This window comes from Curtobacterium sp. VKM Ac-2861, assembly GCF_013204965.1.
GTDB lineage: Bacteria > Actinomycetota > Actinomycetes > Actinomycetales > Microbacteriaceae > Curtobacterium.
Genome location: NZ_JABMLA010000002.1, coordinates 372,289 through 388,174, shown reverse-complemented (window position 1 = coordinate 388,174; position 15,886 = coordinate 372,289). Strand labels below are relative to the sequence as shown.

Annotated in this window: 16 protein-coding genes; 11 read left to right on the top strand and 5 right to left on the bottom strand. The window is 72.2% G+C overall.

Going from position 1 to position 15,886, the window contains the following annotated elements:
- Window positions 1-25 precede the first annotated feature (25 nt).
- From HQQ88_RS06675 to HQQ88_RS06655, 5 genes are read right to left on the bottom strand one after another with little or no spacing between them, the layout of a single operon-like run.
- Window positions 26-862, bottom strand: a complete 837-nt coding sequence (locus HQQ88_RS06675; RefSeq protein WP_173168989.1) for a class II fructose-bisphosphate aldolase — start codon at window positions 860-862, stop codon at window positions 26-28.
- Window positions 859-1,818, bottom strand: a complete 960-nt coding sequence (locus HQQ88_RS06670; RefSeq protein WP_131845885.1) for a 1-phosphofructokinase family hexose kinase — start codon at window positions 1,816-1,818, stop codon at window positions 859-861. The genes HQQ88_RS06675 and HQQ88_RS06670 overlap by 4 nt, the downstream gene beginning before the upstream one ends.
- Window positions 1,815-2,936, bottom strand: coding sequence for an N-acetylglucosamine-6-phosphate deacetylase (nagA, locus tag HQQ88_RS06665; protein ID WP_131845886.1), 1,122 nt, complete (start codon window positions 2,934-2,936; stop codon window positions 1,815-1,817). The genes HQQ88_RS06670 and nagA overlap by 4 nt, the downstream gene beginning before the upstream one ends.
- Window positions 2,933-3,838, bottom strand: a complete 906-nt coding sequence (locus tag HQQ88_RS06660; RefSeq protein WP_173168988.1) for an ROK family protein — start codon at window positions 3,836-3,838, stop codon at window positions 2,933-2,935. Before HQQ88_RS06660 ends, nagA begins: the two co-directional genes overlap by 4 nt.
- The gene (locus HQQ88_RS06655; RefSeq protein WP_123293030.1) at window positions 3,838-4,716 is read right to left on the bottom strand and encodes an SIS domain-containing protein; all 879 of its coding nucleotides are present in this window, start codon (window positions 4,714-4,716) and stop codon (window positions 3,838-3,840) included. Before HQQ88_RS06655 ends, HQQ88_RS06660 begins: the two co-directional genes overlap by 1 nt.
- A gap of 132 nt (window positions 4,717-4,848) precedes the next feature.
- Here HQQ88_RS06655 and HQQ88_RS06650 point away from each other — a divergent pair, with 132 nt between their 5' ends.
- From HQQ88_RS06650 to HQQ88_RS06600, 11 genes are all read left to right on the top strand, one after another.
- On the top strand, window positions 4,849-5,637 hold the full coding sequence (locus HQQ88_RS06650) for a DeoR/GlpR family DNA-binding transcription regulator (protein WP_165901013.1): 789 nt from the start codon (window positions 4,849-4,851) through the stop codon (window positions 5,635-5,637).
- Window positions 5,638-5,785: 148 nt separating this feature from the next.
- Complete coding sequence (locus tag HQQ88_RS06645; protein ID WP_123293031.1) at window positions 5,786-7,036, top strand: Gfo/Idh/MocA family protein; 1,251 nt, start codon at window positions 5,786-5,788, stop codon at window positions 7,034-7,036.
- 23 nt (window positions 7,037-7,059) lie between these two features.
- Complete coding sequence (locus tag HQQ88_RS06640; RefSeq protein ID WP_123339407.1) at window positions 7,060-8,385, top strand: sugar ABC transporter substrate-binding protein; 1,326 nt, start codon at window positions 7,060-7,062, stop codon at window positions 8,383-8,385.
- 11 nt (window positions 8,386-8,396) lie between these two features.
- Window positions 8,397-9,374: a carbohydrate ABC transporter permease gene (locus HQQ88_RS06635; protein WP_111083559.1), complete on the top strand. Its 978-nt coding sequence runs from the start codon at window positions 8,397-8,399 to the stop codon at window positions 9,372-9,374.
- Window positions 9,371-10,231, top strand: a complete 861-nt coding sequence (locus tag HQQ88_RS06630; protein WP_165901014.1) for a carbohydrate ABC transporter permease — start codon at window positions 9,371-9,373, stop codon at window positions 10,229-10,231. The genes HQQ88_RS06635 and HQQ88_RS06630 overlap by 4 nt, the downstream gene beginning before the upstream one ends.
- Complete coding sequence (locus HQQ88_RS06625) at window positions 10,228-11,001, top strand: hypothetical protein (protein WP_173168987.1); 774 nt, start codon at window positions 10,228-10,230, stop codon at window positions 10,999-11,001. Before HQQ88_RS06630 ends, HQQ88_RS06625 begins: the two co-directional genes overlap by 4 nt.
- 34 nt (window positions 11,002-11,035) lie before the next feature.
- On the top strand, window positions 11,036-11,242 hold the full coding sequence (locus HQQ88_RS06620) for a hypothetical protein (protein WP_111083557.1): 207 nt from the start codon (window positions 11,036-11,038) through the stop codon (window positions 11,240-11,242).
- Between the two features lie 48 nt (window positions 11,243-11,290).
- On the top strand, window positions 11,291-12,976 hold the full coding sequence (locus HQQ88_RS06615) for a bifunctional 3'-5' exonuclease/DNA polymerase (protein ID WP_173168986.1): 1,686 nt from the start codon (window positions 11,291-11,293) through the stop codon (window positions 12,974-12,976).
- Window positions 12,977-12,999: 23 nt separating this feature from the next.
- The gene (locus HQQ88_RS06610; protein ID WP_173168985.1) at window positions 13,000-13,251 is read left to right on the top strand and encodes a hypothetical protein; all 252 of its coding nucleotides are present in this window, start codon (window positions 13,000-13,002) and stop codon (window positions 13,249-13,251) included.
- A 44-nt stretch (window positions 13,252-13,295) separates the two neighbouring features.
- Window positions 13,296-14,114: a phosphatase PAP2 family protein gene (locus HQQ88_RS06605; protein WP_173168984.1), complete on the top strand. Its 819-nt coding sequence runs from the start codon at window positions 13,296-13,298 to the stop codon at window positions 14,112-14,114.
- Between the two features lie 108 nt (window positions 14,115-14,222).
- Complete coding sequence (locus HQQ88_RS06600) at window positions 14,223-15,860, top strand: serine/threonine-protein kinase (RefSeq protein ID WP_173168983.1); 1,638 nt, start codon at window positions 14,223-14,225, stop codon at window positions 15,858-15,860.
- Window positions 15,861-15,886 lie beyond the last annotated feature (26 nt).

The following is a 15,886-nucleotide window of genomic DNA, read 5'->3' as shown; positions in this document are numbered from 1 at the left end:
CGGCGGCTGCCCGGGCCGCCACCGCTCAGCCGTGCAGGAGCGTCAGCAGCCGGGCGGTCTCGGTGGAGATCGCTTCGCGCCCCGCCGACACGTACTTCCGGGGGTCGACCAGGTCGGGCCGCTCGTCGAGCACGGTGCGCAGGGCACGGGTGAACAGGCCGTTCAGGTGCGTCGAGATGTTGATCTTCGTCATGCCGGCCTGCACCGCGCCCCGCAGTTCGTCGTCGGACAGCCCCGACGAACCGTGCAGGACCAGCGGGACCGGGACCGCGGCACGCAGGCGTTCCACCAGGTCGCGGTCGACCGAGGCTTCGCGGGTCTGCATCGCGTGCGAGGTCCCGACGGCGACGGCCAGGGCGTCCACCCCGGTGTCGGCCACGAACGCGGCGGCATCGGTGGGGTCGGTGCGGACACCCGGAGCGTGCACGCCGTCCTTGCCGCCCACCTCGCCGAGCTCGGCCTCGATGGCGACGCCGGCGGCGTGACACCGGACCGCGAGGGCACGGGTGGCGGCGACGTTCGCCGCGAAGTCCAGGTGCGAGCCGTCGTACATGACGGAGTCCACGCCCAGGTCGATGCCGGCTGCGACGAGGTCCGGGTCCTCGATGTGGTCGAGGTGGACCAGGACGTCGACGTCGGCGGCCCGGGCGATCGCCTGGGTCGCGGTCGTGATCGGCGCGAGCCCGCCGTGGTACCGGACGCAGTTCTCGCTGATCTGCAGGATGACGGGCAGTCCGGCCCGCTCGGCCCCGGTGACGATGGCCTCGGCGTGCTCGAGCAGCACGACGTTGAACGCGCCCACGCCGCGGTGTGCCGTGCGGGCGGTGTCGAGCAGGCCCGTCAGGGCGAGGTCGGTGATCATGCTGGGGTCCTCGTTCGGTCGGGGTGGGTCAGGAAGCGGTGGACGTCGGCGGGGTCGACCTCGCCGGCGACCGGGCGCAGGACGGCGGCGGCGCCGTGGGCGGCGGCGGACCGGAGCGCTCGGAGCAGGGTGTCGTCGGTGAACGGGGCACCGGTGCCCTGCTGGTGACCCGAGCGGACCAGGGCACCGACCAGACCGGCGGTCGCTGCGTCGCCCGCCCCGGTCGGGTTGCCCGAGACGCCGGGCACCGCTGGGACCTCGAGCACGTGGTCCGTGGTGTGGGCGGCGATGCCGTGCGCACCGCGGGAGACCACGACGACGCCCGCACCGCGTTCCAGCAGCCGGAGGGCGGCGGTGCGTTCGTCCGCGGCGCCCGTGGCCTCGAGCAGCTCTTCGCGGTTGGGCTTGCAGACGATGGCACCGGCGCTCGCCGCCGCCAGCAGTGCGGCACCGGAGCAGTCCACGACGCTCAGGACGCCGTGCTCGTGGGCCGTGGCGACCCAGCGCGCGACGACGTCGGGTGCGGCACCGCCGGGCAGCGAACCGGACACCACGAGGCCGGTGGCGTCGGCGCGGCCGAGCAGTCCGTCGACCGCTGCGGCGACGGCGTCCCACTCGGTGCCGGTGAGCACCGGGCCGGGCTCACCGAACATCGTCGGGTGGGCGACGTCGTCGACCACGGTGACGGTCGTGCGGGTCGTGCCGGACACCACGACGTCGGTGTGGCCGAGGCCGAGGTCGTCGAGCGCGTCCGACACCCAGCGGCCGGGCGTCTCCCCGAGGGGCAGGACGGCGTGCGTCGCGACACCCGTCGCCGCCAGGACCCGACCGACGTTCAGGCCCTTGCCACCCGGGTGCCGTGCGACGTCGAGGACCCGCTGGGTCTCGCCGATGCGCTGTTCGGCGACCCGGTACGTGACGTCGACGGCCGGGTTCGGGGTGACGACGACGATCACGAGACCACCGCCGTCCGCAGGGGGTTCCGCACCGCACCGGTGTCGGGGTCGAGCACGAGGAGATCGGCGGGTGCGCCGACCGTGAGCGGCGCCGGCCGACCGAGCAGCCGAGCCGCACGTGTGGCAGAGGCGGCGACGACCTCGGGCACCGCGACCCCGCTCGTCAGCAGCCCACGGACCGCGTCGGCGACGGTGATCGTGCTGCCCGCCAACGACGACCCGTCGGCGAGCATCGCGACACCGCCGCGGACCGAGACCGCGGACCCGGCGATGGTGTGGTCACCGTCGGGGCAGCCCGTCGCCGACATCGCATCGGACACGAGCACCAGGCGGCCAGGGGCGCTCCGCTGGACGAGCCCGATCGTGGTCGGGTCGAGGTGGTGTCCGTCGACGATGCACTCGAGCAGCACGCGGTCGTCGGTCAGGGCGACCCCGACCGGCCCCGGTGCGCGGTGGTGGAGCGGTGGCATGCCGTTGAACAGGTGCGTGACGAGCGTGGCACCGGCGTCGATCGCCCGGCGGGTCTGCTCGGCGGTGGCGTCGGTGTGCCCGATCGCCACGACGACCCCGGCGGCGACGAACCGCGCCACGGTGTCGAGGGCACCGGGGAGCTCAGGGGCGAGTGTCACGACCCGCAGCGCTCCGTCGGCGGCCGCCAGGTACGCGTCGACCTCGAGCGGGTCCGGGGCGTGGAGCAGGTCCACCCGGTGGGCTCCGCGGCGGGCCGGGGACAACCACGGCCCTTCGAGGTGCAGGCCAGCCAGCGTGCCGTCCGAGGTGAGCGGTCGCAGGCGCGTGAGGGCTGCGACGGTGTCGTCGGGACGCCCGGTCGCGATCGAGGCGACGAGGGTCGTGGTCCCCCGTGACCGGTGGTGCGCGGCCGCCGCTCGGGCGTCCGCGGCGGAACACGTCGCGAAGTCGTGGCTGAGTGCGCCGTGGGCGTGCGGGTCGACGAAGCCCGGCACGACGGTGCCCTCGACGGTGACCGCGGAGTCCGCGCGCGGCGGTGTGCCGGCACCGACCGCGAGCACGGTGGCGTCGTCGCCGAGGACGAGCCACCCGTCGTGCAGGTCGTGGGCGGCGGTCACGATGCGTGGCGCACGGACGAGCGTGGTCACAGCAGCACCCCGTTCTCGAGTACCCGCCGTGCGAGCAGGCCCGCGCCGATGGCTCCGGCGGCGTCGCCGTGGGCGGCCGGCAGGATCTCCGGTGCGCGGACCCCGACGAGCCGCTCGGCAACCGCCGTGCGGAGCGGCCCGAACAGCAGTGGGCCGGACTCGGCGAGTCCCCCGCCGACGATGACGGTGTGGCAGCCGGCGACCGCGGTCGTCCAGGCGAGGGCGTCCGCGAGCACGGCGACGCAGTCGTCCCAGACGGCGGTCGCCACGGGGTCGCCGTCGCGCACCCGGAGCATGGCTGCGTGCGCTGATGCCGACCCGGAGCGGCGTGCGACTCCCCCGGCCGATGCGATCTCCTCGACCCGGCGCCCAGCGTGCGGTCCGGACGGGATCAGCACCTGGCCGATCTCCCCCGCCCATCCGCCCCCGGACACGACCCGACCGTCGACGACCAGCGCGCTGGCCAGGCCGGTGCCGACGGGTACGAACGCGACCGATCCGCGGGACAGCGCCGGGTCACCGGTGTGGGTCTCGGCGAGGGCGCCGGCACGGACGTCGTGGCCGAAGGCGATCGGGACGTCGACACCGCGTCGGACGAGCTCGGCCCGCACGAGGTCGCGGACCGGCACGTCCCGCCAGCCGAGGTTCACCGCGAGGACGACGGTGCCGAGGGCTTCGTCGACGACACCCGGGGTGACGAGCCCGACGGCGTCGAGCCGACCGTGGTCGAGTGCCCGCACTGCCAGGTCGGCGACGGCCACCGCCAGTCGGAGCCCCCACGGATCGTCGCGCGGCGTCGGGACCCGGGTCTCGTCCAGGACGAGTCCGTCGGCGTCGGTCAGCCGGGCCTTGGTGCCCGTGCCGCCGACGTCGACCCCGAGCACCGTGCCTGCGCCCGCCATCAGGTGAGGATGACCGACCGCGTCAGCGAGCGGGGGTTGTCCGGGTCCAGCCCACGACCCTCGGCCAGGGCGACGGCGAACCGGTGCACGACGACGAGGCCGGCGATCGGGTCGAGGTCGTGCTGCACGAAGCGCGCACCGGTGGCGGCGACCTCGTCGGCCAGCCCCTGCGGTGCGGCACCGAGCGACCAGACGAGCCGGCCGGGCTGCGCGATGGCGATCGGCCCGTGTCGGTAGTCCATCGCCGGGTAGGACTCTGCCCAGAACTGCGCGGCCTCCCGTGTCTTCAGTGCGGCCTCGAACGTCAGGCCGACGGCGGCACCGCGGCCCACGAAGGAGACCTGCTCGGCGTCGAGCAGGTCGTCGATCGGCAGGGTCAGCGCGATCTCGGCCTGGGCGGCGAGGGCCTCGACGTCGTCGCCGATCGACGCGCGCAGCAGGGCGAGCGCCGTGGTGGCGAACCGCGTCTGCACGACGGAGCGCTCGTCGGCGAAGGGCAGTGCGACCACGTCGTCGGCGACGGCCGCGGCGGGACTGTCCGCGACGGCCGTGATCAGGACGGTGCGCTGCGACGGCAGGGCCTGCAGCAGGTCGACGATCTCGGTCGTCGTGCCCGAGCGGCTGATGGTGAGCACACGGTCGTACTCGCGCGATGCGGGGTACTCGGAGCCGGCGAAGGCGTCGGTGACCCCGAGGCCGGCCTGCTCACGGGCGACGGCGTAGCTCATCGCGATGAACCAGCTCGTGCCGCAGCCGATCACGGCGACGCGTTCACCGGGCTGGGGGAGCGCGTCCGAGAAGGTCGGCAGGAGTGCTGCGGCGGCGCGCCAGGTCTCCGGCTGGGAGGCCAGTTCGGCGCTCACGAAGGTGTCGGTCATGGGAGCCTTCCGGTCCGGTTCGATCCGGGTGATCGATGATCAGGAAGCGTAGCGAGCGATCGTGCGCGATGGAAGACCAAAGCGTCAATTCCGATCACCGAGCAGTCGCGATGGCACCGTAGGATGGCCGTCATGACCCCCCAACAGCGGCTGAACGCCCTGCTCGAACTGGTGAGCGAACGCGGCAACGTGTCGATCGCCGAGATCGGCGAGCTGCTGGGGATCTCGGCCGCCACGGCCCGACGCGACCTCACGACGCTCGCCGACCAGCGGCTCGTCACGCGCACGCACGGCGGAGCCGCGGCGCTCGGGGCCGGCTACGAACTGCCCCTGCAGTACAAGATCGCGCGCCAGGCCGAGGCGAAGACCGCCATCGCCCGTGCCGCCGCGCGACTGGTGCAGCCGGGCGAGACCGTCGGGCTGAACGGTGGGACCACCACGACCGAGGTCGCGCGGGAACTCGGCAAGAGCGAGCGGTTCATCCGTGCCGACGGTGAGTTCGGGATCACCATCGTGACGAACGCGCTCAACGTCGGGTACGAGCTGTCCGTCCGCGCCAACGTCAAGATCGTGGTCACCGGCGGGGTGGCGCGGCGGCAGTCGTACGAGCTCGTCGGCCCGCTCGTCCGCGACACCCTCGACGAGTTCGCGCTCGATCTCGTGGTCCTCGGGGTGGACGGGCTCACCGGGCAGTACGGCGCCACGACCATGCACGAGGGCGAGGCCGAGGTCAGCCGGCACTTCGCCTCGGTCGGCCGACGGGTCATCGTGGTCGCCGACTCGACCAAGATCGAGCGGTCGACGTTCGCCAGGATCTGCCCGTTGGACCGCATCGACGTCCTGGTCACCGACCAGCCCGTCCCGCCGGCCTTCGCAGCCGACCTCGCCAGCGCCGGCGTGGAGCTCGTCGTCGCCGACTGAGCCGACGGACGAGCGCCCGGATCCGGGGCGCGACGTTTCGATCGTGTAAAACCCTCCCGTCGTGGACCCATGAGCGATCCGTGAGCGCCTATTGTGCATTCATGATCGATTCGGCATCATGGGCGTCACAATCACGCAAGGGAGCGAGATGAGCATGGGCGTTGACAACGGGATCCTCCGCGTCGCGGTGATCGGGATGGGCCAGCGGTCCGCCATCGCACGGCACGTCGCCGAAGCGGTCGCCGCGGACCCGGCACTGCAGGCGCAGGTCGTCGCCGTGGCGGACATCACCGCAGCGGGCCGCGAGCGCGGGCGGGTCGAGTACCCCCATGCGCTGGTGGTCGAGCACCACCGGGACCTCACCGACCAGGTCGACGCTGCGATCGTGACCACCCCGGACTGGACACACGCCGAGATCGCGATCGACCTGCTCCGCGCGGGCATCGCCGTCTACCTCGAGAAGCCCCTCGCCATCACGGTCGAGGACGCCGACGCGGTCCTCAACACCGCCGCCGAGACGGGTACCTCGCTCTACGTCGGCCACAACTTCCGCCACGCGGCCGTCGTCCGCCTGATGCGCGAGATCGTCGACCGCGGCGAGATCGGCGAGGTCAAGGCCGTCTGGTGCCGCCACTTCGTCGGCAACGGCGGGGACTACTACTTCAAGGACTGGCACGCCGACCGCGCGAACGTCAACTCCCTGCTCCTGCAGAAGGCCAGTCACGACCTGGACGTCATCCACGCACTCGGCGGCGGGGACACCAGCCGCGTCGTGGGCATGGGGTCACTGTCGGTCTACGGCGACGTCACCGACCGACGGGACCGCAGCGGCGAGCTGATGGGGGACTGGTTCTCCCACGACAACTGGCCGCCACTCGCCCAGACCGGGCTGAACCCGGTCGTCGACGTCGAGGACGTCTCGATGGTGATGATGACGCTCGACAACGGCGTGCAGGCCAGCTACGAGCAGTGCCACTTCACCCCGGACTACTGGCGGAACTACACGGTCATCGGCACCGAGGGTCGCCTCGAGAACATCGGCGACACCGGCGGTGGCGTCGTGAAGGTCTGGACGCACCGTCGTGGCTGGGACACCGCGGGGGACCGCGAGTACCCGATCGACGGCGTCGAGGACGGTCACGCCGATGCCGATCTGATCACCATGACCGAGTTCCTGCGGTCCGTCGCCCTCGGCGAACCGACGGAGCTGTCCCCGATCGCGGCGCGCGCCGCGGTCGCCGCCGGTGCCCTGGCGACCCGTTCGCTGCGCACCGGTTCCGTCCCCATCGACGTCCCGCCGCTGCCGGCCGAGACGATCGCGCACTTCAGCCGGCCCGCCACACCCTCCACACGACCCGCTCCGCACCCCACCCACCCCGCCCAGACCGTCGGTTCCTGACGGCCGTGCGAAAGGACCTCCCGATGACCGCACACATCCCCGCCCGAGGAACCGGCGTCCGCCGGATCCTCGTCGGCGCCGTCGCCGCCCTCGGCGCGGCCGCACTCCTCGCCGGGTGCTCCACGTCCTCCGGGGCGTCGAGCTCCGGCGGCGACTACACCGCCGCCGCGAAGGACACCAAGGCGAACCTGACGTACGCCGTCTGGGACGAGAACCAGGTCAAGGCGATCAAGGCCAACCTCAAGGGCTTCAACGAGGAGTACCCGGACATCAAGGTCAGCGTCGACGTCACGCCGTTCGCCAACTACTGGACGAAGCTGCAGACCCAGGGCTCGAGCAACACGCTGCCCGACCTGTTCTGGATGAACGGCCCCAACTTCCAGCTGTACGCGGCCAACGGCAAGCTCGCGCCGATCACCGGCGAGGTCAAGGCCGGCGACATCGACCCCGCGAAGTACTCGAGCGCGCTGAACGACCTGTACACGTACGACGACACCCAGTACGGCGTGCCGAAGGACTTCGACACCATCGGCGTCTGGGTCAACAAGGCCCTGTTCGAGAAGGCCGGCATGGACCTGCCGTCGAAGGACTGGACCTGGGACGACTTCCAGAAGACCGGCGCCGAGCTCAGCGAGAAGCTCAAGGCCGACGGCGCGTACGGCGCGGCCGGCGGCATGGACGGCCAGACGACCTACTACGACACGATCTTCCAGGCCGGGGGATCGGTCGTGAACGCGGACGGCACGAAGTCCGAGTACGCCTCGAAGGCATCGGAAGCGGGTCTGCAGTTCTGGACGGACCTGATCGACTCGGGCGCTTCGCCGTCGATGAAGCAGCTCACCGACACCACCGCCGACCAGTGGTTCACGTCGGGCAAGCTCGCGATGTACCAGGGCGGCAGCTGGTTCCGCTCGGCCCTGACCGGCACCGCGATGGAGAAGGACATCGTCGTGTACCCCCTGCCGAAGGGCAAGGAGCAGGCGACCGTCATCCACGGTGTCTCGAACGTCGTGTCCGAGGCGAGCAAGAACAAGGCCGCGGCGCAGGCGCTCCAGGTCTACCTCGCCGGCAAGACCGCCCAGCAGCAGCAGGGCGACATGGGCGCCGTCATCCCGGCCTACGAGGGCACGCAGTCCGCCTTCACGAAGACGATGCCGGACGCCGACCTGCAGGTGTTCCTCGACGCCGTCGACTACGCCAAGCCCCTGCCGGTGTCGAAGAACACCGCCGCGTGGAACACCCTCGAGACCAACCTCCTGCCGAACGCCTTCGACGGTTCGACCCCGGTCGACGACGTCGCGAAGCAGCTCGCGCAGAAGATGGACGCCGCCCTCGCCAAGGAACAGTGAGTCCCGAGCCGATGACGATCAACACCGAGCGGCCGCAGGCCGCCTCCACCCCCGCCCGGACGACGCGTTCGTCCGGGCGGGGCGCCCCCGGCCCGACGGCCGGCGGCAAGCGCGCACCCCGACGGACCGACGGCTGGTGGCCGTGGCTGTTCGTCCTGCCGCTGCTCATCGGCGTCGGCACGTTCTACATCTGGCCGATCATCCAGACGTTCTGGTACTCCTTCACCAGCTGGGGCGTGTTCGGCGGTGCGACGTTCAGCGGCGTCGCGAACTACGTCCGGCTCGCCGGTGACCCGCAGCTGTACCAGTCGCTGCTCAACACGATCGTCTACACGGTCATCGTGCTGGCCGGGATCCCGATCGCGGTGTGGCTCGCCAGCCTGCTGAACACCCCGGGCCTGCGGTTCGCGCAGTTCTACCGGGTACTCTTCTTCCTGCCCTACGTCGCCATGCCGGCCGCGATCGCCCTCGTCTGGCGCATCATGTTCAACGGCGACTACGGCATCGTGAACTGGTTCATCGGACTGTTCGGCATCGACGGTCCGTACTGGATCTCGACGCCCGGGTTCGCGCTCGTCGCGGTGAGCTTCGTCGGCCTGTGGTCGTCCCTCGGGTTCTCGATGATCATCCTCGGCGCAGGCCTCAAGGACATCCCACCGGAGCTGTACGAGGCGGCCGAGCTCGACGGCGCGAGCCGCTGGCGGCAGTTCCGCTCCGTCACGGTCCCGCTGCTCAGCCCGAGCATCTTCTTCGTGGTCATCGTCACGACGATCTCGAGCTTCCAGCTGTTCGACCTGCTCTACGCCATCCTCGGCAGCACCAACCCGGTGATCCCGAAGACGATGTCGCTCGTCTTCTACTTCTACAGCGCCGGGTTCATCGACAACGACAAGGGCTTCGCGGCCGCGATCGCCATGGTGATCTTCCTGCTCATCGGCATCGTCACGCTCGTGCAGTTCCGTGTCCAACGGAAGTGGGTGCAGGCATGACCGCAACCGTCACACCGCCACGGGCAGCACGCCGGCCCGGTCGTCGCGGCGGCAGTCACTGGTGGATCCACGTCGTCCTCGGCGTCGGCGGCTTCGCGATGGCGTTCCCGTTCGTCTGGCAGATCATCATGTCGCTGTCCACGAACGCCCAGGTGCAGTCCGTCACCCCGACGTTCTGGCCGGGAGAGCTGCAGTGGCAGAACTACGCGCAGGTGTTCGAGCGTCTGCCGTTCCTCAGCCAGCTCGGCACGTCCGTGTACGTCACGATCATCCGCACCCTCGCGCAGATCGTGCTCTGCACGCTCGCCGGCTACGCCTTCGCCCGCATGCGGTTCCGCGGCCGGGCGATCCTGCTCGCGATCGTGCTGTCGATCCTGCTCGTGCCGTCGCAGGTCTACCTGATCTCGCAGTACCAGATCGTGCAGGGGCTCGGATGGCTCGACACCCTGATGGGGATCGTCGCGCCGGGCCTGTTCAGCGCGTTCGGCACCTTCCTGATGCGGACGGCGTTCCTGAACATGCCGCCCGAGCTCGAAGAGGCTGCGCGCATGGACGGCGCGAACCCGTTCCAGACGTTCTGGCGGATCATGCTGCCGCTCGCCCGTCCCTCGATCAGCGTGCTCGCGATCACGACGGTGCTGTGGTCGTGGAACGAGCTGCTCTGGCCGCTCGTCGTCTCGACTCGTGCCGAGGACATGCCCCTCGCCGCAGGACTCGCGACGCTGTCGAGCGACCGGACGATCGACTACCCGGTGCTCATGGCCGCGAGCCTGATGGCCATGGCCCCGGTGCTCATCATGTTCATCGTCCTGCAGCGGCGGGTGATGGACGGGCTCGCCTCGTCCGGTCTGAAGTGACCGCCGACACCCCCGGCCAGGAGGCCCGTCCCGCGTCCGTCGCGGTCCTCGCCGCCGCCGTGGGGTCGCCGGACGACTCCGCCACGGTGGCGGCCGCACTGGCCGCCACTGTCGTCGACGCGGAGCCCGCCCAGCGGGACGCCCTGCTGGTCGCCGCGTTCCGCGCGGCCGTGCCCGGCAACGCTGCGGCGCTCGAGGCGCGGGGGCTCCCGCGCAGCGTGGCCGAGGCGTCCGTGGCGGACGTCGACCGGAAACTCGACCGGTACGGTCTGCGTGGCACGGGGGTGGACTGGCTCGTCGCGGTGGCGACCGGTCGCGTGGTGGCCGTGGGGCGCCTCCAGTACGAACTCGGCGACCACCTGCCCGACGGCCAGCCGGCCTGGGGCGTCCACGTCCCGGAGACCGGGCCGCTCGATCCGGACACCTGCGACCGGTCCTTCTCCCGCGCGCCGGAGGTCCTGCGCGCCCTCGCACCGGCGCTCGCCGCCGACCGGTGGCAGTGCCGCTCGTGGATCCTCGATCCCGGTCTGGCCACGGTGCTCGGTCCCGACGCGAACCTGGTGCGCTTCGCGCGACGGTTCCGCCTCGCGCCACCCGGCCCGCACGACGCCGCCGAGGGTGACGAGAGCGTGGCGAAGTTCGTGTTCGGCGTGCCGCTGGCCACCGCGCGGGCCTCGAACGCGTCCGGTCGACTGCCCCGGGCGGTGCTCGACCGGTGGGCGGCGGGCGCGCACTGGACCGAACGGACCGGCACCGCACCCGTCGTCTGATCGCGCGCAGCAGGCAGCGCGTACCGTGCAGCGCATGACGAAGCCCGACCACGACCACCTCGACGACGGCGTGGACATGACGTTCGAGGAACGACGCCAGGACACCTTCCGACGCATGTCCGGGTCCGACGCGCACGACGCCGACCCCCGGGTCGAGGTGTCCCGCGCCGAGGACGGCGACGTCCGCATCGACGTCGCCGACACCGCAGCCGTGCGCCCCGGCGGTCCGAAGCGCGCCTGAACCGTCACCCCGTCAGCCGGTGACGGTGGGGCACGGCATGATCGTTCCGTGCACCTCGTCCTCCGCCGCGTCGACGGTGGCGTCCTCGCGACGCCCCTGACCGACTCGGGGACCGCTGACGGTGAGCCGATGCGCGTGGACGAGTCGGGCCTCCCGGCCTTCGTCGCGGCGCACGACGCACCGAGCGTGCGCTGGGTGTGGGACGACACCGCGCGCTGGTACCCGGCCGTGCTCGCCGCCGGCGGACGCGTGGGGCGCTGCGTCGACCTGCGGTTGTGCCGACGGATCCTCCGCGCAGCGCTGGCCGCGCGTGGCTCCGCACTCGCGGCGGCACCGGCGGACGCGCTCGACGCTCCGGTGGCGGAGGCCCGGGTCGTCCGGCCGACGCAGGCCCAGCTCTTCGACGACGCCCTGTTCACCGCTTCGGTGCCGGACGACGACGTCGACCCGGTCGCCGAGTTCCGGGCCCAGCTCGCGGCGGTCGCGACGTCGACGTCGCCCGGTGCCCTCCGCCTGCTGACGACGGCGGAGTCTGCCGGAGCCCTCGTCGCGGCGGAGATGCTGCACGCAGGGCTGCCGTGGCGTGCCGACGTGCACGAACGCTTGCTCGAGGAGACGCTCGGACCGCGCGTCCCGTACGGCGTGCGGCCGCGCCGGCTCGAGGAGATCGCCACCGTCGTCCGCGAGCGCCTCGACGAACCGACGCTCAACCCGGACTCACCGGCCGACGTCCTGCGGTCGTTGCGCCGCGCCGGGCTCATGGTGACGAGCACCCGCAAGTGGGAGCTGCAGGAGATCGAGCACCCCGTCATCGAACCGCTGCTCGAGTACAAGCGACTCGCGCGGCTCCTGACGGCGAACGGCTGGACGTGGCTCGACGACTGGGTGCGCGACGGCCGGTTCCACCCGAAGTACGTGGTCGGCGGCGTCGTGACCGGACGCTGGGCGGCCGACGGCGGGGGAGCGATGCAGCTGCCGAAGGGCATCCGCGGGGCCGTCATCGCCGACCCCGGCTGGAGGCTCGTCGTGGCCGACGCTGCGCAGCTGGAGCCGCGCGTGCTCGCCGCGATGGCCGGTGACCGCGCGATGGCCTCCGCCGGCGACGGACGCGATCTGTACGACGGCGTCGTGGCCTCGGGCGCCGTCGAGACCCGGCAGCAGGCGAAGGTGGCCATGCTCGGCGCGATGTACGGCGCCACCCAGGGCGAGGGCGGACGGCTCGTCCCGCGCCTGGTGCGGGCGTTCCCGCGCGCGCTCGACCTGGTCGAACGCGCCGCACGCGCGGGGGAGCGGGGCGAAGCCGTCACGACGTTGCTCGGTCGGACGTCGCCCGTGCCGGAGTCGACGTGGTTCGAGGCCAGGAACCAGGCCTACACGGTCGAGGGGACCCCGGCGATGCAGCGCGCCGTCGAGTCACGGGCGCGGAGCTGGGGGCGGTTCACCCGGAACTTCGTGGTGCAGGGGACCGCGGCCGAGTGGGCGCTCGCGTGGATGGGGTCGTTGCGCTCCCGGCTCACCGCGCGGTTCCCCGGGGCCGTGACGGACGGCCCGCACTTGGTGTTCTTCGTGCACGACGAGATCGTGGTGCACGCGCCGGAGGAGCACGCCGACTGGGTGGCGACGCAGATTCGCGAAGCCGCGGTCGACGCCGGACGCTTGCTGTTCCAGGACTTCCCGGTGACGTTCCCGCTGTCCGTCGCGGTGGTGGGGGCGTACTCCGAGGCGAAGGACTGACCGGTACCTGGTTGCATGGTGTCGTGACGACTCCGTACCGAAGGTCAGACCACCGGGGTGCCGCCGTACTGCTCACGGTGCTGGTGGTGGTCTCCTGGGTGGCCACGATCGCGTTGCCGATCGTCGCCCTGTCGTTGATGCTCCACGTCGAGGCGCCGGCGGAGCGGGCCGTCCCGATCGTCATCGCGTGGTTCATGACCCCGTTCATGACCGCGCTCGGTGTGACGATCGGGCTCGTCATCCTCCAGCGGTCTCGCCGGGCGAGCAGGCAGTAGTCGCGGCCTCGGCGGTTCCCGGGCGCTTCGGGCAGGCTGGAGGGATGGACACCGAACGCGGGGACGCCGCCGACCGCACCGTCGGCGAGGTCGACCTCACCCGCTGGCGCACCCGCGCGGGCCGGGCGACCGCGCAGGGGTGGACCACCCTCGGCCACCGGTACGGCGCGATGCCGCTCCTGCTGCTCACGCTGGCCGTCGGGATCGGCATCGCCGTCGTCGCGACCTGGCTCGCCTCCGAGGTCTACGACGCCGTCCGCGAAGCCGACGACGTCGCCGTGCTCGACCGTCCGGTGCTCGACTGGGCGCTCACCCTCCGGTCGCCCGTGGGGGATCGCCTGGTCACGTGGTGGACCGACATCGCGGGCACGATCGGCATGCCCATCGTCGCCCTCGGGTTCCTGGTCGGGTTCACCATCCAGCGGCGGGCGTGGACCCCGTTGGTGCTGCTCGTCGCGGCGAGTGGCGGCTCGCTGCTCATGACGATCGCGGGCAAGGACCTCATCGGTCGAGCGCGTCCGCCGCTGTCCGACGCGGTACCGCCGTACGAGCACTCGCCGTCGTTCCCGTCCGGCCACACCCTCAACGCGACGGTGATCGTGGGCACGATCGTGTACCTGTTGCTCCTGCGGCAGTCGCGGGTCGTCACGCGGGTGTGGACGATCGTCGTCGGGACCCTGTTCGTGCTGTCGGTCGGGGCCTCGCGGGTGTTCCTCGGGCACCACTGGCTCACCGATGTCCTCGCGGCGTGGGCGCTGGGGCTCGCCTGGCTCGCCCTCGTGATCACGGCGCACCGGCTGTACCTGACGGCGCTCCGCCACGGTGCCGAGCCCACCCCGGACTCGGGTCGCCCCGCTCAGTGAGCAGAAGACGTCGGGTCAGCCTCGCGCACTCGACGTCTTCTGCTCACTCGACGGCCACACCACCCCGAGGGCAGAGCCCCGTCAGCCGCTACCGGTAGGTTGCCCGTCATGGAAGAACGGGTCTTCGGCGGCAGGTACCGCGTCACGGGCACGCTCGGACACGGTGGCATGGCGTCCGTGTACCGGGCGGTCGACGAGCAGCTCGGCCGCGAGGTCGCCGTCAAGGTGTTCCGCATCGGACCGGTCGACCACGGTGAACGCGCCCGCGCCGAGTCGGAGATCCAGACGCTCGCGACACTGCGCAGCCCGGCCCTCGTCACCCTGTATGACGCTGCTCTCGACGACGAGGACGGGGACTCGTACCTCGTCATGGAGCTCGTGCCCGGCAGCGACCTGGCCACTCGGCTGCGCGAAGGACCGCTCGACCCCACGACCGCCGCCCGCGTCGGCGCACAGGTGGCCGACGGATTGAGCGCCGTGCACGCCCAGGGCATCGTCCACCGCGACGTGAAGCCCGCCAACGTGCTGCTCGAGCGTGACGGCAGCCACGTCAAGCTCGCCGACTTCGGCATCGCCCTGCTCCGTGACGCTTCCCGCGTGACGGGGACGGGCACCGTGATGGGGACGGCCGCGTACCTCGCGCCGGAGCAGGTCCTGGCGCAGGAGATCACCGGCAAGGCCGACGTCTACGCGCTCGGGCTGGTGCTGCTCGAGTGCCTGACCGGCGGGACACCGTTCCCGGGCAGCGCCATCGAGTCCGCGACCGCGCGACTCACCCGCGGCCCGGAGATCGACCAGCACCTGCCGACGGCCTGGCGCACGCTCCTGCACGTGATGACCGCGCAGGACCCGTCCGAGCGCCCGAGCGCGGCCGAGGCAGCCGAACGACTCCGCGCCCTGGGCCGCGACGAGCCCGGGCCCGCTACGCAGCTCCTGCCCGGCGGTCCCGGCACGCTGACGGCAGCCGGTGCCGGTGCGGCGGCCGGAGCAGCCGGTGCCGCAGCCGCAGCCACGGCCCCGATGGCCGCGCACGCGGACGACGCGACCCGCGTGATGCCGGCGAGTGGTGCCTCCCGTCCGGGTGGACAGCCGGGCGCGGACGACGCGACCCGCGTCATGGACGCCCAGCAGCCGAACGCCGCGGACGACGTGTCGACCACCGTCCTCGGTGCTCAGCGCGGCACCGGCGGTCCGACCGGCGGTGGCGGCGTGCCACCCGCGGCCCCGCCCGTCCGTCCGGGCTCCGGTGACGACCCGGCGAAGCGCGAGAAGCGACGCAAGGGGCCGATCATCACGGCGATCGTCGTGGTCGTCCTGGTGCTGGTCGGCATCGGGGTCGCAGTGTTCGCACTGAACGGCGACGACGACGGCACACCGGCTCCGACGGACACGAACTCGACAGCGCCGACGGAGCAGCAGCCCAGCGAGGAGCAGCAGCCGAGCGAGGAGCAGCAGCCGAGCCAGGAGCAGCAGCAGCCGAGCGAGCCGGCCGAGCAGCAGCCCTCCGAGCCGGCCGAGCAGCCGTCCGAGCCCGCTGAACAGCCGAGCGAGCCCGCCGAGCCCAGCCAGGAGCCGTCGGTCGGTCCGGAGCCGAGCGCGCCGGTCTCGAACCCGGTGCAGGAGCCGCAGGACGGCGCCGACCCGGCCGACGGCGCAGCCGACACGACGACCGACACGACGACGGACACGTCAGCGGACGCCGGTCCGGGCAACTCGGAGAACGCGCCCGGGCAGAACAAGGGCTGACACGCCGAGCGTTTTCGTCCAGACGC